Origin of the sequence: Pseudomonas sp. KD5, from assembly GCF_012932895.1 — a bacterium.
Classification (GTDB): Bacteria; Pseudomonadota; Gammaproteobacteria; order Pseudomonadales; family Pseudomonadaceae; genus Aquipseudomonas.
The window spans coordinates 53,887-76,489 of the sequence record NZ_JDWJ01000003.1 but is presented as its reverse complement, the minus strand read 5'-3'; the positions used below and the strand labels follow the sequence as shown (position 1 = coordinate 76,489).

The following is a 22,603-nucleotide window of genomic DNA, read 5'->3' as shown; positions in this document are numbered from 1 at the left end:
CTCGAGAACAGGGCCTTCTGGGCTGCAGCCGGGAATTATACGCTGACCGTTGGGACAGGTATGGCAATGACTCGCCAGTCATCGCCAACCGCGCGGATTTCGGTAATTTTGAGCTCGGGCGCATCTTTCATCTGCGCCAGCGGCCAGTCCAGCAACGGGCGCGCCGTGGAGCCGAGAAACTTGCCGGCAATGAAAATCTGGAACTCGTCCACCAACCCTTGCTGAGCAAACGCCCCGGCCAGACGCGGCCCGGCTTCGACCAGTACCTCGTTGACGTCACGCGCAGCCAATTCAACCAGCAACTTGCGCAGGTCGACCTGGCCATCGTCGCCCGCCACGATCAGGCATTCCGGACCGTTGGCGTATTGCTCTTCGATCGCCATGCACGTCGCGACCAATGCCGGGCCGGCCTTGAAGAACGGCGCGTCCAACGGCACCCGCAGGCGACCGTCGATCAGCACGCGCAGTGGCGGACGGCTCATGGCCAAGGCGGTTTGTTCGGGATCGAGGCCCAATTCATCGGCACGCACGGTCAAGCGGGCATTGTCCGCCAGCACCGTGTCGGCGCCGGTCAGCACCACGCTGGCCTGCGCGCGCAGCCGTTGTACCGCCGAGCGCGCCGCCGGGCCGGTAATCCATTGGCTCTCGCCGCTTTCCATCGCTGTGCGACCGTCGAGGCTCATGGCCAACTTGACCCGCACGAACGGCAAGCCGTGTTCCATGCGTTTGAGGAAGCCTTCATTGAGCTTGCGCGCCTCACCTTCCAGCACACCGCTTTCGGTGGCAATACCCGCCTGGGCCAGACGTTGCAGACCGCGACCGGCAACTTCCGGGTTCGGGTCCTGCATCGCCGCAACGACGCGCGCCACACCGGCATTCACCAGCGCATCGGCGCAGGGCGGCGTGCGGCCGTGGTGACTGCACGGCTCCAGGGTCACATAAGCCGTGGCGCCTCGCGCCTTGTCACCGGCGGCACGCAAGGCATGGACTTCGGCATGGGGCTCGCCGGCGCGCACATGCCAGCCTTCGCCGACAATCTGCCCGTCGCGCACCACCACGCAGCCAACCCGCGGGTTGGGGTGCGTCGTGTAATGACCTTTGCGCGCCAGTTCCAGGGCACGGGCCATGTAATGGGCGTCGAGGATGGCTTGTTCCGGGGAGGTGGTCATTCTTTCACCGGTTCACGGGCGAGGCGATCTATCTCTTCGCGGAACTCGTTGAGGTCCTGGAAGCGTCGATACACCGAAGCGAAGCGGATATAGGCGACCTCATCAAGCTTTTTCAGCTCGGCCATCACCAGTTCGCCGACCACGAGGGATTTGACCTCGCGTTCGCCGGTGGCGCGCAGCTTGTGTTTGATGTGCACCAGCGACGATTCCAGGCGCTCGACACTCACCGGGCGCTTCTCCAGCGCTCGCTGCATGCCGGCACGAAGCTTTTCTTCGTCGAACGGCTGGCGACTGCCGTCGGTTTTGATCAGGCGCGGCAACACCAGTTCAGCGGTTTCGAACGTCGTGAAGCGTTCGCCGCAGGCCAGGCATTCACGCCGGCGGCGCACCTGTTCGCCCTCGGCGACCAGACGCGAGTCGATGACCTTGGTGTCGTTGGCACCGCAGAAGGGACAGTGCATGGTGGCAGGCAACAAAAAATGGGAGGGCCATGGTAGCGCATCCCCGTGGCAAGACAAGCCATAGGGTTTGCGGTATACAGACGGGCTATAATGTTTTCACCTTGCTGGAGCCGCCAATGTCGTTACGACCGCTCGTTTTGCTCAGTCTTTTCAGCCTGCTGGTGGCCTGTGGCAGCGATGCACCCAAGCCCCAGCCACCAACACCAGGCCCAGCGCCGCAACAGGCGCAGAAGAAAGCCAAGGCGTCTGCCGAGCTCGGCCCGCTGCCGGCTTACCAACGTGAAATCAGTGGCACCCTGATGGGCGTGCCGGCCGACGCTGAAGTCGAACTGGCGCTGCTGGTGATCGACGAAAAGGATCGCCCGCAACAATTGCTCGCCAGTGCCAACCTGATCGGCACCAATCAGGTGTTGCCGTTTCGCCTGCGTTTCAACCCTGAATCCTTCCCGGTTGGCGCTCGCGTTGAACTGCGCGGCCGCGCCAGCCAGTCCGGGCAGTTGATTCTGCATCTGCCGGCGCAACTCATCACCCAGCCGACAACCCAGGCCCTGGGTCAGTTGCAATTCGTCAAAGCGCCATGATTGCACCGCTCGACCTGCAACAGGCGTTGGGTGAACTGCTCGGTGACGCACAGCTTGTAGCCTGTGAGTTACCGGGCACCGAGCTGAAACTCTGGCTGATCGACGGCGACAACATGGACCGCGCCTTCAGCCCCGAAGAAACCCGACGAATTCTCCACGAGCCGCCGTACTGGAGTTTCTGCTGGGCCAGTGGGTTGGCCGTGGCCCGCTATCTCGCCAAACACCCGCACTGGGTCGAAGGCAAACGGGTGCTGGATTTCGGTGCCGGTTCCGGCGTGGCTGCGATTGCGGCTGTGAAGGCCGGGGCGCTGGAAGTGGTGGCCTGTGACCTGGACCCGCTGGCGATTGCCGCGTGTCGGGCGAATGCCGAACTCAATGATGTGCAGCTGCGCTACTCGACGGATTTTTTCGCCGAAGCGGATCGATTTGATCTGATTCTGGTGGCCGACGTGTTGTACGACCGGGAAAATCTGCCGCTACTCGACGAGTTTCTCAGCCGTGGCCGGGAAGCGTTGGTGGCGGATTCACGGGTGCGGGATTTTCGCCATCCGCTGTATCGGCGCATCGAGATGCTGCAGGCGATGACCTTGCCGGACCTGGCCGAACCCGAAGAGTTTCGGCATGTGAGCCTTTACCACGCGCGGCGCGGTTAGCAAAAAGCTTCGCGGGCAAGCCTCGCTCCTACAGGGTTGGGTGGCGATTTCGAAATCAGCGCGGACCTGTAGGAGCGAGGCTTGCCCGCGAAGACGTCCTGCCTGGCAGCACATCACTCAATGATCACCCCGCTTTCAGCCGCCCCCCACCAAGCCTTATAGTGGCCTCATCCACGCTTTTACGAGATCCCCCATGAGTCAGGAAACGCCGTACATCTTCGACGCCACGACTGCCGATTTCGACCAGTCGGTGATCGAGAACTCTTTCCACAAACCGGTACTGGTGGATTTCTGGGCCGAATGGTGTGCGCCGTGCAAGGCCTTGATGCCGATGCTGCAAACCATCGCCGAGAGCTATCAGGGTGAGTTGCTGCTGGCCAAGGTCAACTGCGACATCGAGCAGGACATTGTTGCGCGTTTCGGCATTCGCAGCCTGCCGACCGTGGTGCTGTTCAAGGATGGTCAGCCGGTGGACGGTTTTGCCGGTGCGCAACCGGAATCCGCTGTGCGCACGATGCTCGAACCTCATGTGCAAATGCCGCCTCCAGCCGTCGCCGATCCGTTCGAACAGGCTCAGGCGCTGTTCGATGACGGTCGTTTCGCCGACGCCGAAGCCACGCTCAAAGTCTTGCTGACTGAAGACAACACCAATGCCAAAGCACTGATCCTCTACGCCCGCTGCCTCACCGAGCGCGGCGAACTGAGTGAAGCGCAAACCGTACTCGACGCGGTCAAGACCGATGAGCACAAGGCCGCGCTGGCCGGCGCCAAGGCGCAGATCCAGTTTCTCGGCCAGGCCAGGGATTTGCCGGATGCGGCAGACCTGAAAGCACGCCTGGCGAAAAACCCGCAGGACGATGAGGCGGTCTATCAATTGGCGATCCAGCAACTGGCCCGTCAGCAATACGACGCGGCGCTGGATGCCTTGCTGAAACTGTTCATCCGCAATCGCAGCTACAGCGAAGGCTTGCCACACAAGACCTTGCTGCAAGTGTTCGAACTGCTGGGCAACGATCACCCGTTGGTGACCACGTACCGTCGCAAGCTGTTTGCCGCGCTCTATTAAGCTCTTTTTTGCGGCTTACTCGATCCAGCTGTAGAGCGGCGTATCCCCACCGCTCACTACTTTGACCTCTGCGCAGTGGCGCAAACGCACCAATAAGCGCTTGCCTGCCGCTGCACTGCCGGTCAGCCCTTCCAGTTGTTCCAGCAAATCCGGCCCGCTCAATTGCCCGGCCTTGCGCAGCAGTTCTTTAGCGATCTGCCACAGCGCCTCGTCCTGATTCACCGGTTTGGCCGGTGTCACACTCGCCTCGGGTTTGGCAGCCTGCAACTGCGCACCGAGCTGCGCCCAGTCGCCCTCATCCAGTTCCAGGGTCAAATCCACCGGCCAGTCGCCGATGCTTCCGCGTATTCGCAACATAAGTCTGCTCCAGCACATTCCTGACTCGCATGCTCCCATGGGTCTTGCGCAACGCCAAGCAGACGGTCAAACTCTCGGCACTTTCGTTATAAGATTACATAACAAATTTTTCATTTTACTTTTCGGAGACCCGCCATGCGCCGTCTGCTGCTCGCTTTGCCGTTTGCCTTGTTACCGCTGGCTGTCGCCCACGCGGCTGTCGAGCAAGATCACGACCACGAGCACGGCAGCCTCGGCGCCCACGAACACGGCGTCGGTCGTTTGAATGCTGCGCTGGACGGCCAGACCCTGGAGCTGGAACTGGAAAGCCCGGCAATGAACCTGGTCGGCTTCGAACACGCTGCCACCACCGACGCCGACAAGGCCAAAGTCGCCGCGGTCCGTGCCCAACTGGAAAAACCGCTGACGCTGTTCAACCTGCCGAAAGTCGCCGGTTGCGTGGTCGCGACCCAGGAACTGGAAAGCCCGTTGTTCGGTGACAAACCGGATGCCGACGATGAGCATGAAGAAGCCAAGGACGGTCACGAGCATCAACATGACCACAGCGAAATCCACGCCCGTTACCAATTCAGCTGCTCGGCCCCGGGCGCGCTGAAGACCCTGGACCTGGCGACTGTCTTCAACACGTTCCCGGCTACCCAGAAGATTCAGGTACAACTGATCAGCCCGAGCGGACAGCAAGGGGTTGAGGTGACGGCCAAGGCGGCTGCCCTGAAATTCTGATCCGACACCGCTCCCACAGGGTTCACCACCAACCTGACCGGTTTCACATGACCCAAGCACTCATCGAATTGTCCGACCTGGGCTTCAGCTGGCCCGGTCACCCGCCGCTGCTGGACATCCCGGCGTTTCGCCTGGAGCCTGGTGAAACCCTGTTCCTCAAAGGCCCCAGCGGCAGCGGCAAGACCACCCTGCTCGGCTTGCTCGGCGGTGTGCAAAAGCCTGATCGCGGCAGCATCCGGCTGCTCGGCCAGGAATTGACCGAACTGTCTGCCGGGGCTCGCGACCACTTCCGGGTCGATCACACCGGCTACATCTTCCAGCAATTCAACTTGCTGCCGTTTCTGTCGGTGCGGGAGAACGTCGAACTGCCCTGTCACTTCTCGAAACTGCGCGCCGAGCGGGCGAAACAGCGCCACGGCAGTGTCGATCAGGCCGCCGCCACCCTGCTCGCCCATCTGGGCCTGAAGGACGAAAACATTCTGGGCCGCCGCGCCGATTCGCTGTCCATCGGCCAGCAGCAACGGGTCGCTGCCGCGCGTGCGTTGATCGGTCAGCCGGAACTGGTGATCGCCGACGAACCGACCTCGGCACTGGACTACGACGCTCGCGAAAACTTCATTCGCCTGTTGTTCGCCGAATGCCGCGAAGCCGGCTCGAGCCTGTTGTTCGTCAGTCACGATCAGAGCCTCGCGCCGCTGTTCGATCGCCACCTGTCGCTGGCCGATCTCAATCGCGCCGCCACCCCGTCCGAGGTTTGAGATGTATTTGTTTCGTCTAGCCATGGCCAGCCTCGCTAACCGTCGCTTCACCGCGATCCTCACCGCGTTCGCCATCGCCCTGTCGGTCTGCCTGTTGCTGGCGGTAGAACGAGTGCGCACCGAAGCCAAGGCCAGTTTCGCCAGCACCATCAGCGGCACCGACCTGATCGTCGGCGCGCGTTCCGGCTCGGTGAACCTGCTGCTGTATTCGGTATTCCGTATCGGCAACGCCACCAACAACATCCGCTGGGACAGCTTCGAGCAGTTCGCCAACAACCCGAAAGTGAAGTGGGCGATCCCGATGTCCCTCGGCGATTCCCATCGTGGTTATCGGGTGATGGGCACCACCGAGGCGTACTTCGAGCATTACCAGTACGGCCATCAACAGCATCTGGAACTGGCCGACGGCCGTGCCTTCGCCAGCGATCCGTTCGAAGTGGTGCTCGGTGCCGAAGTGGCCGATGCGCTGCACTACAAACTCGGCGACAAACTGGTGCTGGCCCATGGCGTGGCGGCGATCAGCCTGGTCAAGCACGACGACAAGCCGTTCACCGTGGTCGGCATCCTCAAACGCACCGGCACCCCGGTGGACCGCACGCTGCACATCAGCCTCGGCGGCATGGAAGCGATCCACATCGACTGGCACAACGGTGTACCGGCGCGGGGTAACGGTCGGGTCAGTGCAGATCAGGCGCGCAACATGGACCTGACGCCGCAAGCGATCACCGCGTTCATGCTCGGCCTTAACAACAAGATTTCGACCTTCGCGCTGCAACGTGAAATCAACGAATTCCGTGGCGAACCGATGCTGGCGATCCTGCCGGGTGTGGCGTTGCAGGAGCTGTGGAGTTTGATGAGCACGGCGGAAAAAGCCTTGTTCGTCGTCTCGCTGTTCGTGGTGCTGACGGGGTTGATCGGCATGCTCACGGCGATTCTCACCAGCCTCAACGAGCGACGCCGGGAGATGGCGATTCTGCGTTCGGTGGGCGCGCGACCATGGCATATCGCGACTTTACTGGTGCTGGAAGCGTTTGCCCTGGCGCTGTCGGGGGTGATTGTCGGCGTGGCGTTGCTGTATGTGGGCATCGCCGTGGCGCAGGGTTACGTGCAGTCGAATTACGGTTTGTACCTGCCGCTGGCCTGGCCAAGCGAATATGAATGGACGCTGCTCGGTGGCATCCTGATCGCCGCGCTGCTGATGGGCAGCGTGCCGGCCTGGCGCGCTTATCGCCAATCCTTGGCCGATGGCCTGTCGATCCGCCTGTGAGGACGTTGAACATGCCCCGCGCTCTGCTTGCGCTGTTGATGCTGGTTGCTCTGCCGCTGTGGGCGGCCGAGCCGAAAGACCTGACCTGGTCGGAAATGATCCCGCCGGATGCCCCGCCGGAAGTGCCGAACATGACGCCGCTGCACGACCTGTCGAAGATGAGCGATGCGTTGTCCGCGGAGTCGGCCCCGGCCGCCAAACAGGACATGCCGAACGCGCCGGTGGTGACAAGTCTCGATGGCCAGAACATTCGCTTGCCGGGGTACATCGTGCCGCTGGAGGTCAGTGAAGAAGGCCGCACCACGGAGTTTCTGCTGGTGCCGTATTTCGGCGCCTGCATCCATGTACCGCCTCCGCCGTCGAACCAGATCGTGCACGTCAAAAGCGAAGTCGGCGTGAAGCTCGATGAGCTGTACCAGCCGTACTGGGTCGAAGGTGCGTTGCAGGTCAAGGCGTCCACCAGCGAATTGGCGGATGCCGGGTATCAGATGGAGGCGCAGAAGATTTATGTGTATGAACTGCCGGAGTGAATCCGGTGGTTATTTGTCGCCTACAAGACTGCCATCGCGGGTTTGCCCGCGATGAGGCCCTCAAAATCAGCCCATCACTGTTTCATTGAGCTGAGTCAAAAGACCGTATCAGTTGGATCCCTACCATTGGACATCAAGCATTTTTAACGTCCTTTGGAGCCCCCATGCACAAGTCCCTGCTCAGCGCTTCACTGCTTGCCCTCGCGCTCGCAGCCCCGCTCGCCCATGCCCACACCGCCGGCGACATCATCGTTCGGGCCGGTGCGATCACCGTGAATCCGACGGCCGACAGCTCCAGCGTCAAGGTCGATCAAGGCCCGCTGAAGGGCGCCGATCTGGGTGGCAAGGCCACCATGAGCAGCGACACGCAACTGGGCCTGAACTTTGCGTACATGATCAGCAACAACCTGGCGATCGAGCTGCTCGCGGCTTCGCCGTTCGAGCATGAGGTGAAGCTCAAAGGCACCGCGCTAGGCGCCGCCAACGGCAAACTCGGCACCCTGAAACACCTGCCGCCGACCCTGAGCCTGGTCTACTATCCGATGGATGCCAAGTCCGCATTCCAGCCGTATGTCGGCGGCGGGATCAACTACACCTGGATCTACGACGAGCACGTCAGCAGCGAAGCCAGCGCCAATGGCTTCAGCAACTTCAACGCGAAAAACTCCTGGGGCCTGGCCTGGGAAGTCGGTGCCGACTACATGCTCACCGATAAGGTGATGATCAACGCCCAAGTGCGCTACATCGACATCGACACCCGTGCCACCGTGGAAAACAACGCCGTGGCTCCGGGCACCCGCGCACGGGTGAACGTGGACGTCGATCCGTTCATCTACATGGTCGGTCTGGGTTACAAGTTCTAAGGAACTGTGGCGAGGGGGCTTGCCCCCGTTCGCCTGCGCAGCAGGCGCCATCCAACCGATGAGGACGTCAGGCGAAATGCAGTGGGGCTGCTTCGCAACCCAACGGGGGCAAGCCCCCTCACCACAAAGAACTGCACCGGTCATATTCGACACACAAAAAAGGCGCCTTCAAGGCGCCTTTTTCACAACTGTGTAAAACCTCAGCGCCCCAGCAAACGCGCCAGGCCAACGCTCATCGGCGTCTGCTCCGGGTAGGTGAACCGCTCCAGCAAACGCCGGTTATTCGCTCGTGAATGGCGGATGTCACCGGAACGCGCCGGGCCATAGCTCACGGGCGGCAGCTTGCCGACCACGGCTTCAAGGGCTTCAAGCATCTGCTTGAGAGTCGTCGCCTGATTCCAGCCGACATTCACCGCGCCGACCTCGACCTGCGGTTTCTCGATGGCTTGCACCAGCACGTCCACCAGATCCTCGACGTAGACAAAATCCCGAGTCTGCTCGCCATCACCGAACACGGTGATCGGCAGGCCTTTCTGCGCGCGCTCGCTGAAAATGCTGATCACTCCGGAGTACGGCGAGGACGGATCCTGGCGCGGGCCGAAGATGTTGAAGAAGCGGAAAATCACCGGTTCCAGACCATGCTGGCGGCGATAGAAATCGAAGTAATGCTCGCTCGCCAACTTGTCCGCCGCATACGGCGTCAACGGTGCCTTGGGCGTGTCTTCGTCGATCGACTCGCCTTCACCGTTGTTGCCATAGACCGCTGCGCTGGACGCGTACAACACGCGTTTGACACCGGCCTGACGCATGGCTTCGCAGACGTTCAGCGAGCCGATGAAGTTGCTCTGGTGAGTTTTCACCGGGTCATCCACCGAAGCCTGCACCGAAGCCACCGCGGCCAGATGCGCCACCGCGCTGCAACCGAGCATCGCCTGCGCCACCAGGGCGGCATCAGCGACATCGCCTTCGATCAGTTCGACGAGGGGATTGTCCATCGGCAGGTTGCTGCGCTTGCCGGTGGACAAGTCATCGAGAATTCGCACCGAATGCCCTTTGGCGAGCAAGGCATCGGTCAGGTGCGAACCGATGAAACCGGCGCCGCCGGTGATTAAAACAGGGCCGTCAGCCATGGCGATAAAACCTATCCAGTAAGCCCGGGAGTGCCGCGCGCCAGGCGCGGGGTTTGATCCCGAAAGTGTGCAGAATTTTCTTGCAGGCCAGCACCGCGTGTTGCGGTTCTTCGGCAGCGTCGGGCCGCGCGGCGTGAGCCTGGGCGGTCGGCGCTTCGATGGCCAGCGGGTGCAGGGCGCGCGCTTCAGTGAGAATCGCCTGGCCCAGTGCCAGCGGCGTGGTCGCCTCATGCCCGGCGTAGTGGTAAGTGCCCCACAGCGGCGCCGCGCAATCGAGTTGCTTGAGCACCGAAATGATCACTCGGGCGGCGTCGTCCACCGGCGTCGGATTACCGCGACGATCATCGGCCAACAGCAATTCTTCCGCTTTCTCCGCCCGGGCGAGGAATCGTCCGAGGGTGCCGTCGGGGCTGTCATCGAGCAGCCAGCCGAAACGCAGCAACACGTGCTGCGGACAGGTGGCGCGCACACTTTGTTCGATTCGCCACAAGGCCTGACCGCGCAGGCCCAACGGTACCGGTTCGTCTTTTTCGCTGTAGGCGGTCGCCCGGGAGCCATCGAACACGCGATAACTCGACGGTTGCACCAGCACGATGTTGTGATGCTGGCACAATTCGGCCAGACGCTCGATGGCGCGCTCCTGCCCGGCCAGACGCTGTTCGCTGACGGTCTCCGCCTGGAACCAGTCGAAATAGTAGGCGAGATTGATCAACGCATCCGGACGGGTATCGTCGAGCAGTTGCGTCAGGCTCGCGGCGTCCCAGCCGTCTTGTGGTGGGCGGGGGGCGAGGAAACCGATGTCTTCCTCCGCACCGAGGCGAATCAGCGCCTGCCCAAGGGCATTTCCGCCGCCCAGTAACATAAGGCGCATTCGCATAGAGTCAGCAGGCCCAGTCTGATTGGAACGATGGCTTTATCGACAACGCCCGCAGGCGATGTCCTCAATAATTGCCGGAATCGTTGCATTTTGCGGGTTTAGTGCGCAACCGTCACCCGTAAAGTGTAGTTCCCGGGGATTTGTGGTGCAGCTACTGGCCTCAGGATCAACACAGAGCCTGAGCGGTACTTGCAACTTCCCGCCCCCACCCGCATAAATTGGCTCATGAACCTGCCCATCCCCGCAGACAGCGCTCTGAACGGTTTCCACCCCGCCGTCAGCGCCTGGTTCAGCAACACCTTCGCGACGGCTACCGCCGCCCAGGCCCGGGCGTGGCCGTTGATCCGCCAGCGCCGTTCAACGCTGATTGCCGCGCCCACCGGCTCCGGCAAAACCCTCACCGCGTTTCTGGCCGTGCTCGACGATCTGGTCCATCGTGGCCTGGAAAACCCGGATGGCCTGCCAGACGAAACCCTGGTGGTCTACGTTTCGCCGCTCAAGGCCCTGTCCAACGACATCCGGATCAACCTGCAAAACCCGCTGGCCGGCATCACCGAGCAGTTACGCCTGATGGGCCTGCCCGACGTGCCGATCAGCACTGCCGTGCGCACCGGCGATACACCACAAAAAGATCGCTCGGCCATGCGCAAAACCGCGCCGCACATTCTGGTGACCACTCCGGAATCCCTTTACGTACTGCTCGGCTCCGACTCCGGCCGGAAAATGCTCGGCACCACGCAAACGGTGATCGTCGACGAAATCCACGCCATCGCCGCCAGCAAACGCGGCAGTCACCTGGCCCTGAGCCTGGAGCGCCTGCAAGCACTTTGCCCGCAACCGCTGGTGCGGATCGGCCTGTCTGCCACGCAAAAACCCATCGAAGCGGTGTCGCGTTTTTTGGTTGGTCGTGATCGCGACTGCGAAATCATCGACATCGGCCATGCCCGCCCACGGGATCTCGATATCGAAGTGCCGCCCGTGCCGCTGTCGGCGGTGATGGCCAACGACGTGTGGGAGCTGGTCTATGACCGCCTCGCCGCCCTCGCCCGCGATCACCGGACCACGCTGATTTTCGTCAACACCCGGCGCTTGGCCGAACGCCTGAGCCGACACTTGAGCGAACGCCTCGGCAAAGACGCGGTGGCCGCCCACCATGGCAGCCTGGCCAAGGAATTTCGCCTGGACGCCGAGCAACGGCTCAAGCGCGGCGAGCTGCAAGTGCTGATCGCCACCGCCTCGCTGGAACTGGGGATTGATATCGGCGACGTCGACCTGGTGTGCCAGATCGCTTCGCCACGCTCGATTGCCGGTTTTCTGCAACGGGTCGGCCGCTCCGGGCACCAGGTCGGCGGCACGCCCAAGGGCCGATTGTTCGCCACCACCCGCGACGACCTGATCGAATGCGCCGCTTTGCTCGATTGCGTGCGCCGTGGCGAACTCGACACCTTGCTGATCCCCGAAGCACCGCTGGACGTGCTGGCCCAGCAGATCATCGCCGAGGTCAGTTGCCAGGAATGGCACGAGCAGGCGTTGCTGGAGATGCTGCGTAAAGCCTCGCCTTACGCCAAGCTCGACGAAAAACATTATCAGGCGTTGCTGCACATGCTCGCCGAGGGCTACAACGGTCGCCAGGGCATACGTAGCGCGTACCTGCACCGGGACGCCGTAAGCCGAACCTTGCGCGGTCGTCGGGGCGCCAAGCTGACCGCCGTGACCAGCGGCGGGACGATTCCCGACAACGCCGACTACAGCGTGTTGCTGGAGCCTCAGGGGCTGAACATCGGCAGCGTCAACGAAGACTTCGCGGTGGAAAGCATCGCCGGGGATATCTTTCAGCTGGGCAATACCTCGTATCGAATCCTGCGGGTCGAAACCGGCAAGGTCCGGGTCGAAGATGCTCAGGGCCAGCCGCCGACCATTCCGTTCTGGCTCGGTGAAGCACCCGGTCGCAGCAATGAACTGTCGTTCGCCGTGGCCCGTCTGCAAGCGCAACTCGATGAACTGCTCACCGCCACACCCGGCGATCTGCAACCAGCCCTCGACTGGCTGACCGACACTCTCGGTTTGAACCTCGCCAGCGCCGAGCAACTGGTCGACTACCTGGCCCAGGCCCGCCTGACCCTCGGCGCCTTGCCGTCCCAGGACACACTGGTGATGGAGCGTTTTTTCGACGAGTCAGGCGGTACGCAACTGATCATCCACTCACCGTTCGGCAGCCGCATCAACCGCGCCTGGGGCCTGGCCCTGCGCAAGCGTTTCTGCCGCACCTTCAACTTCGAATTGCAGGCCGCCGCCAGCGAGGACGCCATCGTGTTGTCGCTGTCCACCAGCCACAGCTTCGAGCTGGACGACGTCTGGCGCTACCTGCACAGCAACAGCGCCGAACATATCCTGACTCAAGCGGTGCTCGAGGCCCCGCTGTTCGGCGTGCGCTGGCGCTGGAATGCCGGGGTCGCCCTCGCGCTGCCACGCTACAGCGGCGGCCGCAAAGTGCCGCCGCAGATCCAGCGGATGAAAAGCGAAGACCTGATCGCCAGCGTGTTTCCCGATCAGATCGCCTGCGTGGAAAACCTCGCCGGCGAGCGCGAGATTCCCGACCATCCGCTGGTGGAACAAACCCTCGACGATTGCCTGCACGAGGCCATGGACAGCGAAGGCTGGCTGGCGTTGTTGCGGCGCATGGAACAGGGCGATATCCGCCTGATCAGCCGCGACCTGCCGGCGCCTTCGCCACTGGCGGCGGAAATCCTCAGTGCCCGCCCCTACACCTTCCTCGACGACGCGCCGCTGGAAGAACGCCGCACTCAGGCGGTGCTCAACCGCCGCTGGAGCGATCCGCAGTCCACCAACGACCTCGGTGCGCTGGACGCCGAGGCGATTGCCGCGGTGCGCGACGAAGCCTGGCCAACGCCAACCGGCCTCGATGAAATGCATGAGGCCTTGATGAGCCTGGCGTGCATCACCGACGCCGAGGCCCGGGCCAACCCCAATTGGCTCGAATGGCTGAACACCCTGGCCAACAGTGGCCGCGCCAGCCGTTTGCAGATCAACGCCAAGCAATCGCTGTGGCTGCCACTGGAGCGACTGACCTGCCTGCGGGCGATTTATCCACAGGCCACCTTGTTTCCGTCGTTGGAGGCGTTGCCCGGTTTCGATGAAACCTGGGAGCCGGACGAAGCGGTGCTGGAAGTGGTCCGTGCGCGACTCAGTGCGTTTGGTCCATTGCCGCTGAAAGCGATTGCCGAACCGTTTGGATTACCGGCGCTTCAAGTCACTCAGGCCCTGGCCCAACTGGAACGTGAAGGTTACGTGCTGCGCGGGCAGTTCAGCCCGGACACCCGCGAAGAGGAATGGTGCGAACGGCATCTGCTGGCGCGGATTCATCGCTACACGGTCAAACGGCTGCGCCGAGAAATCGAGCCGGTGGCGTTGCAGGATTTCATGCGCTTTCTGTTCGACTGGCAGCATCTTTCCACCCTGAGCCGAGGCCAGGGCAGCGCAGTGTTGCCGGCGATCATCAGCCAGTTCGAAGGCTACCCCGCCGCTGCTTCGGCATGGGACAGCGACATTCTGCCGGCGCGGCTCAAAGACTATTCGGCGAGCTGGCTGGATGAGTTATGCCGCAGCGGCAAACTGGTCTGGACCCGCCTGACCGCGCGCAACAAGAGCGCCGGCACGGCATTGCGCAGCACGCCGATTCTGTTGCTGCCGCGTAGTCAGGTCGGGTTGTGGAGCAGCTTGACCGAGCAGACACCGGTCAACGAACTGTCGCCCAAAACACAAAAGGTCCATGCAGCACTCAGCCAGCACGGCGCTCTGTTTTTCGATGAGCTGATTCACGAGGCCCATCTGCTGCGCTCGGAACTGGAAATCGCCTTGCAGGAACTGGTCGGCGCCGGACTGGTAAACGCCGACAGTTTCGCCGGGTTGCGGGCGCTGATCACCCCGGCCAGCAAACGCCAGAATCGCAGCAGTCGACGCGGGCGTGGAGCGTTTGTCGGCGGGATGGACGACGCCGGGCGTTGGGCGTTGCTGCGCCGCAGTGCGGTCGCGCCGGTTGTGGATAAGCCGGTTGTGGATAAACAACGCCCGACGTCCACACCCACAGAAACCCTGGAACACATAGCCATGACCTTGCTGCGCCGGTACGGCGTGGTGTTCTGGCGCTTACTGGAGCGCGAGGCGGACTGGTTGCCGAGTTGGCGGGAATTGCTGCGCACGTTCCATCGGCTGGAGGCCCGGGGCGAGATTCGTGGCGGGCGGTTTGTCAGTGGTTTGGCCGGCGAACAGTTTGCCCTGCCCGAGGCGATCCCGTTGCTGCGCGAAGTCAGGCGGCGCCCCCATGACGGTAGTTTGATCGCGGTGTGCGGGGTGGATCCGCTGAACCTCGCCGGCACCCTGCTGCCGGGCGCAAAAGTGCCGGCGCTGGCGAGCAATCGGCTGGTGTATCGCGATGGCTTGCCGGCTGCCGCCGAGATCGCCGGCAAGCAGCAGTTCTGGCTGGAGCTGGATCAGCAATCGACTACAGAAGTACGCAATACACTGATCCGCCACTCCCCCCTGTAGGATTCAATCTCCCTCGCCACAAGGTTTAATGCCAGCCGTGAGATATTTGCTTTGCACGCAAATATCAAATGCCCATCCCTGTATTTTTCCGCACTCCCCAAACCCCGACACTGCGCTCCATCAATCAATCCACCGGAGTTGCAGCCATGCCCATTGCCTTGCTGGCGCTGACCCTCAGCGCTTTCGCCATCGGGACGACGGAGTTCGTCATCGTTGGCCTGTTACCCACCATCGGCGCCGACCTCGGCGTCAGCCTGCCGTCCGCCGGTTTGCTGGTCAGTTTGTATGCACTCGGGGTGGCCGTCGGCGCGCCGGTGCTGACCGCCCTCACCGGCAAAGTCCCGCGTAAACTGCTGCTGTTGTCGCTGATGGTGCTGTTCACCCTCGGCAACTTGTTGGCCTGGAAAGCGCCCAGCTACGAGTCGCTGATCATTGCGCGGATCGTCACCGGCCTGGCCCACGGGGTGTTTTTCTCAATTGGCTCGATCATCGCCACCAGCCTGGTGCCGAAGGAAAAAGCCGCCAGCGCGATTGCCATCATGTTCACCGGCCTGACCGTGGCGCTGGTCACTGGCGTGCCGCTGGGGACGTTTATCGGTCAGCATTTCGGCTGGCGTGAAACCTTCCTCGCGGTGTCTGCACTGGGTGTGATCGCCTTCATCGGCAGCCTGCTCTACGTACCGAAGAACATCGCCCACAGCAAACCGGCTTCGCTGTTGCAGCAGTTGCAAGTGCTCAAGCAACCGCGCCTGTTGTTGGTGTATGCCATGACGGCGGTCGGCTACGGCGGCTCGTTCATCGCCTTCACCTTTCTGGCGCCGATTCTTCAGGACATTGCGGGCTTCAGCGCCAGCACCGTCAGCCTGGTGCTGCTGGTGTACGGCATCTCGGTGGCCGTCGGCAACATCTGGGGCGGCAAGCTGGCGGATAAACGCGGCCCGATCGGCGCCCTGAAAATCATCTTCGCCCTGCTAGCCGCCGTACTGTTCGCACTGACCTTCACCGCCGCCAATCCATGGCTGGCCCTGGCCACTGTGCTGGTCTGGGGTGCGGTGGCGTTCGGTAACGTGCCGGGGCTGCAGGTGTATGTGGTGCGTCAGGCCGAACATCACACCCCGCACGCGGTGGACGTGGCGTCGGGCCTGAACATTGCGGCATTCAACCTCGGCATTGCCGGCGGTGCGTGGGGTGGTGGCTTGATCGTGGCGCATATGGGCCTGATCCATACCGCATGGATCGGTGGCCTGGTGGTGTTGGCGGCATTGGCACTGACCGCCTGGAGTGGTCGTCTCGATCGATTGGGCCCGGTGTATGCGGAGCCGGCTGAAGGTTCGGCCCGGATCGTCGCCGGACACTGATAGATCAAATGATCGTCGCTTTCGGCAACTCCTGCGCGCCTGTGGGAAGCTGCCGAAAGCTGCGATCTTTTGCTTTTACCGTCCGTAGCCCCGTCGAAACTTTCTCGCACGCCTGGCAGTCATCAAAAGACAGGGCTGTCCGAGGATGGGAGGCGACATGGCGGCGATTCATATCGGTATTTCAGGCTGGCGCTACACGCCCTGGCGGGGAGGCTTTTACCCGAAGGGGCTGACCCACAAACGCGAACTGCAATTCGCGTCACGGGCAGTCAACAGCATCGAAATCAATGGATCGTTCTACGCCCTGCAACGCCCCGAACGTTACGCCCAGTGGTACGCCGAAACCCCGCCAGGCTTCGTGTTCAGCGTCAAGGCGCCGCGCTTCATCACCCACATCAAGCGCCTGCGGGAGATCCATAAACCCCTGGCGAATTTCTTCGCCTCCGGGGTGCTGGAGCTCAAGGAAAAACTCGGCCCGATCCTCTGGCAGTTTCCGCCCAGCTTCAAATTCGACCCGGAGCTGTTCGAACATTTCCTTGAACAACTTCCCCACGACACCGAACAGGCCGCCGCCCTCGCCCGCCAGCACGAACCACGTCTGAACGGTCACGCCAGCATAAAGGCCTATGGCAAAAAACCGGTGCGCCACGCCGTGGAAATTCGCCACGAAAGCTTCGTCGATCCGGCCTTCGTCCGGCTGCTCAAACGCTACAACACCGCGTTGGTGATTGCCGATACCGCCGGTAAATGGCCGTACCGCGAAGACCTCACCAGCGACTTCATCTACCTGCGCCTGCACGGCGCCGAAGAACTCTACGCCAGCGGTTACACTCCTCAAGCGCTGCAACGCTGGAGCGAGCGGATCGAGGCCTGGCATCACGGCCAGCAACCGGCAGATCCGCAATTGATCGCGCCCCGGCAAAAACCCAAGACTCGCAGATCCCGGGAAGTGTTCTGCTATTTCGATAACGACATCAAAGTCCGCGCGCCCTTCGATGCCCGCCACCTGCTTGAGCGTTTGCATCTCGACAAAGACCTTGTCACGGTCCCCGGCGAGCCGGTTGCCGAAGGAGCGCTGCCATGAGCATTCCCGAACCGGTCGGTGGGACGGATGAGCAGCAACCCATCAGCAATGCCGTGAGCCGCTTCACCGTGCTGACGGTCAACACCCACAAGGGGTTCACCGCACTCAATCGGCGCTTCATCCTGCCCGAGTTGCGCGAAGCGGTGCGCAGTGTGTCCGCCGATGTGGTGTTTTTGCAGGAGGTCCACGGCACCCACGAACAGCATCCCCAGCGCTACAACAATTGGCCGGCGATGCCCCAGTACGAATTCCTTGCCGATAGCCTGTGGCCGCAATTCGCCTACGGGCGCAACGCGGTCTACCCGGCGGGCGATCACGGCAATGCACTGTTGTCGAAATTCCAGATCATTCGCCACGACAATCTCGACGTGTCCATCAGCGGCCATGAAAACCGTGGAGTCCTGCATTGCGTGTTGCGCATGCCCGGCGATGGCCGGGAAGTGCATGCCATTTGCGTCCATCTGGGGCTGCGCGAAAGCCACCGGACGGCCCAGCTCAAGCTGCTGATCCGACGCCTGGAAGAGCTACCGCAAGATGCCCCGGTGGTGGTCGCCGGCGACTTCAACGACTGGCGCCAGCGCGCCGATGCGTTGCTCAAGCCTTGCGGGTTGCGTGAGGTGTTCGCCGAGTTTCACGGCAAACCGGCGCGCAGTTTCCCGGCGCGCTTACCGACGTTACGCCTGGACCGCATCTACGTGCGCCATCTCAAGGCCAGCCATCCGCAAGTGCTGGCGGCACGCCCCTGGTCACACCTTTCCGACCATGCGCCCCTGTCGGTGGAGATCGAGTTATGAGCAGCCCATCGATGGAAAAAACCACGGCCGAACACGTCTCCCCTCCTCCCCCCGTGCGCGAGCCTGCGGTGACTGATGTTGAATACGGCTGGCACGGTAACAACCGGGTCGAGTTGCTGGAAAACGGTGAGGCGTACTTTCCACGGGTGTTTGAAGTGCTGCGCCAGGCCCAGAGTGAAATCCTGCTGGAGACGTTTATTGTGTTCGAGGACAAGGTCGGCAATGAGCTTCAACAGATCCTGATTGAAGCGGCGCAACGCGGCGTGCGTATTACCGTCAGTCTCGATGGATTCGGCTGTGGCGAACTGAGTACGGCGTTCCTCGCCGCCCTGAGCAATGCAGGTGTGCGCCTGCAAATATTCGACCCCGCCCCGCGCCATCTGGGCATCCGCACCAACTGGTTCCGCCGTCTGCACCGCAAGATTGTGGTGGTCGACGGCACGATTGCGTTCCTCGGCGGAATCAATTTTTCCGCCGACCATCTGGCCGACTTCGGCCCCGAGGCCAAGCAGGATTATTCGGTTGAAGTGCAAGGCCCGGCGGTGGCCGATATTCATCATTTCGCCTTGCTGCAAGGCGGTCGACCGGCCCGGGCCAAATACTGGTGGCAACGCCGCCGGCAGCGGCATGCTGAACTGGCGGTCGACGATCATGACGGTCAGGTACGACTGGTGTATCGCGACAACGCAGAACACCCAAAAGATATCGAAGAGGTGTATTTACAGGTGCTGCGCAGTGCCCGGCGTCGCGTGGTGATCGCTAATGCCTACTTCTTTCCAGGCTATCGGCTGCTGCACGAGATCCGCAATGCGGCACGCCGGGGGGTCGAGGTGCGCCTGATTCTTCAGGGACAACCGGACCTGCGGGTGGCCAGACTCGCCGCGCGCATGACCTACGACTACCTGCTGCGGGCCGGGGTGTTGATCTACGAATATTGCGACCGCCCTCTGCATGGCAAAGTCGCCCTGGTCGACGAGGACTGGAGCACTGTCGGCTCAAGCAACCTCGACCCGCTGAGCCTGTCCCTGAACCTGGAAGCCAACGTGCTGATCCGCGACCGTGCCTTCAACCGCGATCTGTACGAGCGTCTCGACGAGTTGAGCAGCAACCATTGCAAGGTCATGTCGGTGGACACAGCCCCTCGCGGGCGGATCTGGGACATGACCATCGGCTTTCTGGTGTTTCACTTCCTGCGGCATTTCCCCGCATGGGCCGGCTGGTTGCCGGCGCATAAACCGCGCCTGAAGCCCTTCATCCATCCACCCGGGAGCGCCAAGGCATGAGCCATTCCGAAGCGCAGCCTGCGTCGCACTCCGACACGCCGGGCAAACACCACTGGCACCGCTGGAAAAGGCCGCTGACGATGCTGTTCTTCCTGGCGCTGATCGTATTGTTCACGATGCTTGCCCAGCGCATCGAATGGAACGAAGTGTTCGATACCCTGGCTGATTTCAAAGTACGCACGTTGATCATTGCGTCAGGTGTGACCCTGGCAAGCTTTCTGGTCTATGCCTGTTTCGACCTGATCGGGCGCACCTACATCCGGCAGAACCTGACTTGGCGGCAGATCCTCCCGGTGGGGATCATCAGCTATGCCTTCAACCTCAACCTGAGCGCCTGGGTCGGCGGTGTCGCCATGCGTTATCGGCTGTATTCGCGGCTCGGCGTGAGCAAAGGCAACATCGCAAAAATCCTCGGGCTGAGCCTGGCGACCAACTGGTTCGGCTACATGGTGATTGCCGGCGCGGTGTTCAGCAGCGGCCTGATGCGAATGCCGCCGGGCTGGAAAGTGAGCAGCAATGCACTGCAAGACGTGGGGATTTTGTTGCTGCTGTTGAGCATGGGATATCTGGCGGCCTGCCGGTATTCCAGGCGCCGGAAATGGTCGGTTCGCGGCGTGGAAATCATTCTGCCGTCGCTACGCATGGCAATCCTGCAACTGGCCCTCGGCGCACTGAACTGGGCGCTGATGGCGGCGGTGATCTTCACGTTGCTGCCGAGCAAACTGGACTATCCGCTGGTGCTTGGTGTGTTGCTGATCAGCGCCATTGCCGGGGTCATCACCCATATCCCGGCCGGGCTCGGTGTGTTGGAGGCGGTGTTCGTGGCGCTGCTGCAGCACGAAGTATCGCGGGGCAGCCTGGTGGCAGGGTTGATCGCTTATCGGGCGATCTATTTCATTCTGCCGCTGTTGATAACCGTGGTGATGTACTTGGTGGTGGAAGCCAAGGCCAAGTCGTTGCGGATCTCGAAGAAACCTCGGTGAGCGGTCGCATCCACGAATGATCGCAAGACCACCGCCTCTCTCAACTCGATTGAATGATGCTCAACCGCTCACCCACCACCATCTCGGTGATCCAGCCCACCAGGATCGAGGTGTACGCCTGCTGCGAAACCGGGTCGCTCAAGGCGTGATCCGCACCATCGATGATCCGGTGAGTCAGCGAGTGAGTCTGTTGGCACGCGGCGCGGTAACTCATGATCGTCGCGTGGGGCACATAGGCATCGGTCTCGGACTCCACCAGCAACACATCCCCGGTGAATTGCGAGCAGGCGTGCAACGCGCGATTGCTGTCGGCGCGCACCAGCGTGCCGCGATAGTCGCGCAAGTCGGCTTTGTCCAACTCACGCTTGGGCGTGTGCCACAAGTCGTCGCGGTACAACGCCGGCACCCGCAGCGCCAACCAGCGCACCGGACGCAACGTCGTCAGGATCGCCGCCAGATAACCGCCATAACTGGTGCCGACCACCGCAATCGCGGAGGTGTCGAGCGCCGGGTGGGCGAGCAAGCGGTCGTAGGCTGCCAGCAGGTCGCGCAGGTTGTCTTCGCGGGTAACCCTGGACAACGGAATGCCGGTCCCGCCGGTATGACCTCGCAAGTCGAACGTCAGGCACACACAACCCAACCCGGCGATGCCTTTGGCGCGCTCCAGGTCGCGCTCCTGGCTACCGCCCCAACCGTGGACGAAAAGCACCCCCGGGACTTTCGATTTGGGGCTGAGGAAAGTCCCGCTCATCTGTTCATCGTCGATGTCGATCTGAATGGTTTCGCTTCTAGCCGTCATAGGATTTGACCGTCACGTACTTGAGAAGAAAATCACTGCGCTCCGCCGGCCCGCGGTAAATCTCGATGGCGTTCTCCGGCAGCGATTGATCGCTATAGGTTTCGACCGACGACACGCGAATCGCACGCAGGCCGGGGTCGCTGACAAAGCTCTGCAACGCCGCGACTTCGGCGCTGCTGGCACCGCCCAAACGCCAGGATTGTTCGAGCACGCCGCTGCGTTGTCGGCCGTTGCAGTCCAGCCCCTGGGCGATGTCGTAGTTGCGCCGCGAAGCATAGAAACCGGGGTAGGCTTCATCCGCCGCACTGTCGAATACCTGTGCCTGCTGGATCGCCAGCCTCACCTCATCCAGCAGTTCCAGCGCCAGCAGGTCCTCGTAATAACCCTGCACCACCAACAGGTTGGACCCTCCATAAACCTGCTCGCCCTGAGCGTCTTCGGTCAAGTATTGATCACCGCAATAACTCAGCACTTTGTCGCCGATGAAGCTTTGGCCGACGCTGTGGGTGATCACCTCGGTCAAATCCTGCTCCAGCACAACGCCTTCGGTGAACAGTGCCTTGGCCTCGGGGCGAGCGAGGATGGCGTCGAACTGGTCGAGGCTCTTGATCACTTCCTGACCGCGCCCGGCGCAGGCGTGAATAGGCTTGATGCGGATCGGGCCGCTGTAGAGCAGGTGCTCCGCCGCCGGGCGCGCATCGTCCAGGGAGAACACGCTGAGGCCGTCGAGCACGACGCTGCGCACCCGTTCGCAAAACAACGGTGCCCAGCCTTCGGGCGCGAACGCATCGCGGTTCAACAGCCCATGACTGATGGCTTTGGTACCGATGAAATCGTGGTCGACGTAACCGCCCCACAAATCCTCCGGCCCTTTGACGCCCAGCTTCCGGGCGGTAGCGGCGCCCACCAGCGTCTGGGTCGGCAACAGATAGCGGTCACGACCGCTGTGCAGTTGCGGGTCGTAACTGCCGCCGTATTCGAGCCCGACGATCTGCGCCAGCCAGCGGGCCAGCGCGCGATTGGTTTCAACTTCGTGCAGCGGGGCATCGGGCCGTACCGAATGGGCGAGTACCAGTTTCTTGCGATTTGTTGGGGTCATGCGTCCCCCCTTCAATCTGCGTTGGATAAATGTAGCTGGAGGGGTGCAGGGATCAGGCCAAAACCATACGAATAAACAACCATCGTAAGATCAGTAGGTTGGCACCGTGTAATGGCGTTTGGCCTGTGGTATTTTGCACGATACCGATTGAATCTATCGCTTTTTGCATGGCGGCTTTATCAAATAACACCGTTAATTTGTC

General features: G+C 62.0%; 21 protein-coding genes. 14 read left to right on the top strand and 7 right to left on the bottom strand.

From position 1 onward, the window contains the following. Window positions 1-35: 35 nt before the first annotated feature. Both ribD and nrdR read right to left on the bottom strand, forming a co-directional pair. Entirely contained in the window at window positions 36-1,169 is a 1,134-nt protein-coding gene (gene ribD / locus AF70_RS07355; protein ID WP_018925688.1) for a bifunctional diaminohydroxyphosphoribosylaminopyrimidine deaminase/5-amino-6-(5-phosphoribosylamino)uracil reductase RibD, read from the bottom strand. Next, window positions 1,166-1,630: a transcriptional regulator NrdR gene (gene nrdR, locus AF70_RS07350; RefSeq protein ID WP_007906838.1), complete on the bottom strand. Its 465-nt coding sequence runs from the start codon at window positions 1,628-1,630 to the stop codon at window positions 1,166-1,168. Before nrdR ends, ribD begins: the two co-directional genes overlap by 4 nt. Before the next feature lie 116 nt (window positions 1,631-1,746). Here nrdR and AF70_RS07345 point away from each other — a divergent pair, with 116 nt between their 5' ends. From AF70_RS07345 to trxA, 3 genes are all read left to right on the top strand, one after another. After that, complete coding sequence (locus tag AF70_RS07345; protein WP_018925687.1) at window positions 1,747-2,211, top strand: YbaY family lipoprotein; 465 nt, start codon at window positions 1,747-1,749, stop codon at window positions 2,209-2,211. Continuing rightward, a complete protein-coding gene (locus AF70_RS07340; protein WP_028938819.1) occupies window positions 2,208-2,864 on the top strand; it encodes a methyltransferase in 657 nt (218 codons plus the stop codon). The genes AF70_RS07345 and AF70_RS07340 overlap by 4 nt, the downstream gene beginning before the upstream one ends. Before the next feature lie 193 nt (window positions 2,865-3,057). Next, a complete protein-coding gene (gene trxA / locus AF70_RS07335; RefSeq protein WP_019581385.1) occupies window positions 3,058-3,930 on the top strand; it encodes a thioredoxin in 873 nt (290 codons plus the stop codon). A 15-nt stretch (window positions 3,931-3,945) separates the two neighbouring features. Here the strand turns inward: trxA and AF70_RS07330 are convergent, their stop codons facing one another. Next, on the bottom strand, window positions 3,946-4,287 hold the full coding sequence (locus AF70_RS07330) for a hypothetical protein (RefSeq protein ID WP_019581386.1): 342 nt from the start codon (window positions 4,285-4,287) through the stop codon (window positions 3,946-3,948). 135 nt (window positions 4,288-4,422) lie between these two features. Between AF70_RS07330 and AF70_RS07325 the strand changes: the two genes are divergently transcribed. From AF70_RS07325 to AF70_RS07305, 5 genes are all read left to right on the top strand, one after another. After that, window positions 4,423-5,010, top strand: coding sequence for a DUF2796 domain-containing protein (locus tag AF70_RS07325; RefSeq protein WP_028938818.1), 588 nt, complete (start codon window positions 4,423-4,425; stop codon window positions 5,008-5,010). Window positions 5,011-5,057: 47 nt separating this feature from the next. Further along, window positions 5,058-5,768: an ABC transporter ATP-binding protein gene (locus tag AF70_RS07320; protein WP_019650853.1), complete on the top strand. Its 711-nt coding sequence runs from the start codon at window positions 5,058-5,060 to the stop codon at window positions 5,766-5,768. A gap of 1 nt (window position 5,769) precedes the next feature. Further along, the gene (locus AF70_RS07315) at window positions 5,770-7,035 is read left to right on the top strand and encodes an ABC transporter permease (protein WP_028938817.1); all 1,266 of its coding nucleotides are present in this window, start codon (window positions 5,770-5,772) and stop codon (window positions 7,033-7,035) included. Window positions 7,036-7,046: 11 nt separating this feature from the next. Further along, complete coding sequence (locus tag AF70_RS07310) at window positions 7,047-7,565, top strand: DUF3299 domain-containing protein (RefSeq protein ID WP_028938816.1); 519 nt, start codon at window positions 7,047-7,049, stop codon at window positions 7,563-7,565. A gap of 164 nt (window positions 7,566-7,729) precedes the next feature. Then, on the top strand, window positions 7,730-8,428 hold the full coding sequence (locus AF70_RS07305) for an OmpW family protein (protein ID WP_019581390.1): 699 nt from the start codon (window positions 7,730-7,732) through the stop codon (window positions 8,426-8,428). Between the two features lie 200 nt (window positions 8,429-8,628). On the opposite strand, the gene AF70_RS07300 is transcribed toward AF70_RS07305, so the two are convergent. After that, entirely contained in the window at window positions 8,629-9,558 is a 930-nt protein-coding gene (locus AF70_RS07300) for an NAD-dependent epimerase/dehydratase family protein (protein ID WP_019581391.1), read from the bottom strand. Beyond that, the gene (locus AF70_RS07295; protein WP_032830885.1) at window positions 9,551-10,435 is read right to left on the bottom strand and encodes a sugar nucleotide-binding protein; all 885 of its coding nucleotides are present in this window, start codon (window positions 10,433-10,435) and stop codon (window positions 9,551-9,553) included. The genes AF70_RS07300 and AF70_RS07295 overlap by 8 nt, the downstream gene beginning before the upstream one ends. 225 nt (window positions 10,436-10,660) lie before the next feature. Between AF70_RS07295 and AF70_RS07290 the strand changes: the two genes are divergently transcribed. The 6 genes from AF70_RS07290 to AF70_RS07265 all read left to right on the top strand — a co-directional run bounded on the left by AF70_RS07290 (window position 10,661) and on the right by AF70_RS07265 (window position 20,503). Beyond that, window positions 10,661-15,001 (top strand): DEAD/DEAH box helicase, encoded by a 4,341-nt coding sequence (locus tag AF70_RS07290; protein ID WP_028938815.1) that lies wholly within the window; start codon window positions 10,661-10,663, stop codon window positions 14,999-15,001. A gap of 146 nt (window positions 15,002-15,147) precedes the next feature. Continuing rightward, window positions 15,148-16,359: an MFS transporter gene (locus AF70_RS07285; protein ID WP_028938814.1), complete on the top strand. Its 1,212-nt coding sequence runs from the start codon at window positions 15,148-15,150 to the stop codon at window positions 16,357-16,359. Between the two features lie 157 nt (window positions 16,360-16,516). Further along, window positions 16,517-17,443, top strand: coding sequence for a DUF72 domain-containing protein (locus AF70_RS07280; protein ID WP_028938813.1), 927 nt, complete (start codon window positions 16,517-16,519; stop codon window positions 17,441-17,443). Next, the gene (locus AF70_RS07275; protein WP_028938812.1) at window positions 17,440-18,237 is read left to right on the top strand and encodes an endonuclease/exonuclease/phosphatase family protein; all 798 of its coding nucleotides are present in this window, start codon (window positions 17,440-17,442) and stop codon (window positions 18,235-18,237) included. The genes AF70_RS07280 and AF70_RS07275 overlap by 4 nt, the downstream gene beginning before the upstream one ends. Further along, window positions 18,234-19,520 carry a cardiolipin synthase ClsB gene (gene clsB / locus AF70_RS07270; RefSeq protein WP_028938811.1) on the top strand — a complete coding sequence of 429 codons (1,287 nt, stop codon included), beginning with the start codon at window positions 18,234-18,236 and terminating at the stop codon, window positions 19,518-19,520. Before AF70_RS07275 ends, clsB begins: the two co-directional genes overlap by 4 nt. Beyond that, window positions 19,517-20,503: a lysylphosphatidylglycerol synthase domain-containing protein gene (locus AF70_RS07265; RefSeq protein ID WP_028938810.1), complete on the top strand. Its 987-nt coding sequence runs from the start codon at window positions 19,517-19,519 to the stop codon at window positions 20,501-20,503. Before clsB ends, AF70_RS07265 begins: the two co-directional genes overlap by 4 nt. 40 nt (window positions 20,504-20,543) lie before the next feature. Here the strand turns inward: AF70_RS07265 and AF70_RS07260 are convergent, their stop codons facing one another. Beyond that, complete coding sequence (locus AF70_RS07260) at window positions 20,544-21,302, bottom strand: S9 family peptidase (RefSeq protein WP_019581399.1); 759 nt, start codon at window positions 21,300-21,302, stop codon at window positions 20,544-20,546. Continuing rightward, window positions 21,292-22,401: a DUF3182 family protein gene (locus AF70_RS07255; protein ID WP_028938809.1), complete on the bottom strand. Its 1,110-nt coding sequence runs from the start codon at window positions 22,399-22,401 to the stop codon at window positions 21,292-21,294. Before AF70_RS07255 ends, AF70_RS07260 begins: the two co-directional genes overlap by 11 nt. Between the last annotated feature and the right edge of the window lie 202 nt (window positions 22,402-22,603).

What these genes read in the sequence shown, in the direction of transcription:
- ribD (WP_018925688.1), bottom strand. Translation starts at nt 1,169, where the DNA reads ATGACCACCTCCCCGGAACAAGCCATCCTCGACGCCCATTACATGGCC.
- nrdR (WP_007906838.1), bottom strand. Translation starts at nt 1,630, where the DNA reads ATGCACTGTCCCTTCTGCGGTGCCAACGACACCAAGGTCATCGACTCG.
- AF70_RS07345 (WP_018925687.1), top strand. Translation starts at nt 1,747, where the DNA reads ATGTCGTTACGACCGCTCGTTTTGCTCAGTCTTTTCAGCCTGCTGGTG.
- AF70_RS07340 (WP_028938819.1), top strand. Translation starts at nt 2,208, where the DNA reads ATGATTGCACCGCTCGACCTGCAACAGGCGTTGGGTGAACTGCTCGGT.
- trxA (WP_019581385.1), top strand. Translation starts at nt 3,058, where the DNA reads ATGAGTCAGGAAACGCCGTACATCTTCGACGCCACGACTGCCGATTTC.
- AF70_RS07330 (WP_019581386.1), bottom strand. Translation starts at nt 4,287, where the DNA reads ATGTTGCGAATACGCGGAAGCATCGGCGACTGGCCGGTGGATTTGACC.
- AF70_RS07325 (WP_028938818.1), top strand. Translation starts at nt 4,423, where the DNA reads ATGCGCCGTCTGCTGCTCGCTTTGCCGTTTGCCTTGTTACCGCTGGCT.
- AF70_RS07320 (WP_019650853.1), top strand. Translation starts at nt 5,058, where the DNA reads ATGACCCAAGCACTCATCGAATTGTCCGACCTGGGCTTCAGCTGGCCC.
- AF70_RS07315 (WP_028938817.1), top strand. Translation starts at nt 5,770, where the DNA reads ATGTATTTGTTTCGTCTAGCCATGGCCAGCCTCGCTAACCGTCGCTTC.
- AF70_RS07310 (WP_028938816.1), top strand. Translation starts at nt 7,047, where the DNA reads ATGCCCCGCGCTCTGCTTGCGCTGTTGATGCTGGTTGCTCTGCCGCTG.
- AF70_RS07305 (WP_019581390.1), top strand. Translation starts at nt 7,730, where the DNA reads ATGCACAAGTCCCTGCTCAGCGCTTCACTGCTTGCCCTCGCGCTCGCA.
- AF70_RS07300 (WP_019581391.1), bottom strand. Translation starts at nt 9,558, where the DNA reads ATGGCTGACGGCCCTGTTTTAATCACCGGCGGCGCCGGTTTCATCGGT.
- AF70_RS07295 (WP_032830885.1), bottom strand. Translation starts at nt 10,435, where the DNA reads ATGCGAATGCGCCTTATGTTACTGGGCGGCGGAAATGCCCTTGGGCAG.
- AF70_RS07290 (WP_028938815.1), top strand. Translation starts at nt 10,661, where the DNA reads ATGAACCTGCCCATCCCCGCAGACAGCGCTCTGAACGGTTTCCACCCC.
- AF70_RS07285 (WP_028938814.1), top strand. Translation starts at nt 15,148, where the DNA reads ATGCCCATTGCCTTGCTGGCGCTGACCCTCAGCGCTTTCGCCATCGGG.
- AF70_RS07280 (WP_028938813.1), top strand. Translation starts at nt 16,517, where the DNA reads ATGGCGGCGATTCATATCGGTATTTCAGGCTGGCGCTACACGCCCTGG.
- AF70_RS07275 (WP_028938812.1), top strand. Translation starts at nt 17,440, where the DNA reads ATGAGCATTCCCGAACCGGTCGGTGGGACGGATGAGCAGCAACCCATC.
- clsB (WP_028938811.1), top strand. Translation starts at nt 18,234, where the DNA reads ATGAGCAGCCCATCGATGGAAAAAACCACGGCCGAACACGTCTCCCCT.
- AF70_RS07265 (WP_028938810.1), top strand. Translation starts at nt 19,517, where the DNA reads ATGAGCCATTCCGAAGCGCAGCCTGCGTCGCACTCCGACACGCCGGGC.
- AF70_RS07260 (WP_019581399.1), bottom strand. Translation starts at nt 21,302, where the DNA reads ATGACGGCTAGAAGCGAAACCATTCAGATCGACATCGACGATGAACAG.
- AF70_RS07255 (WP_028938809.1), bottom strand. Translation starts at nt 22,401, where the DNA reads ATGACCCCAACAAATCGCAAGAAACTGGTACTCGCCCATTCGGTACGG.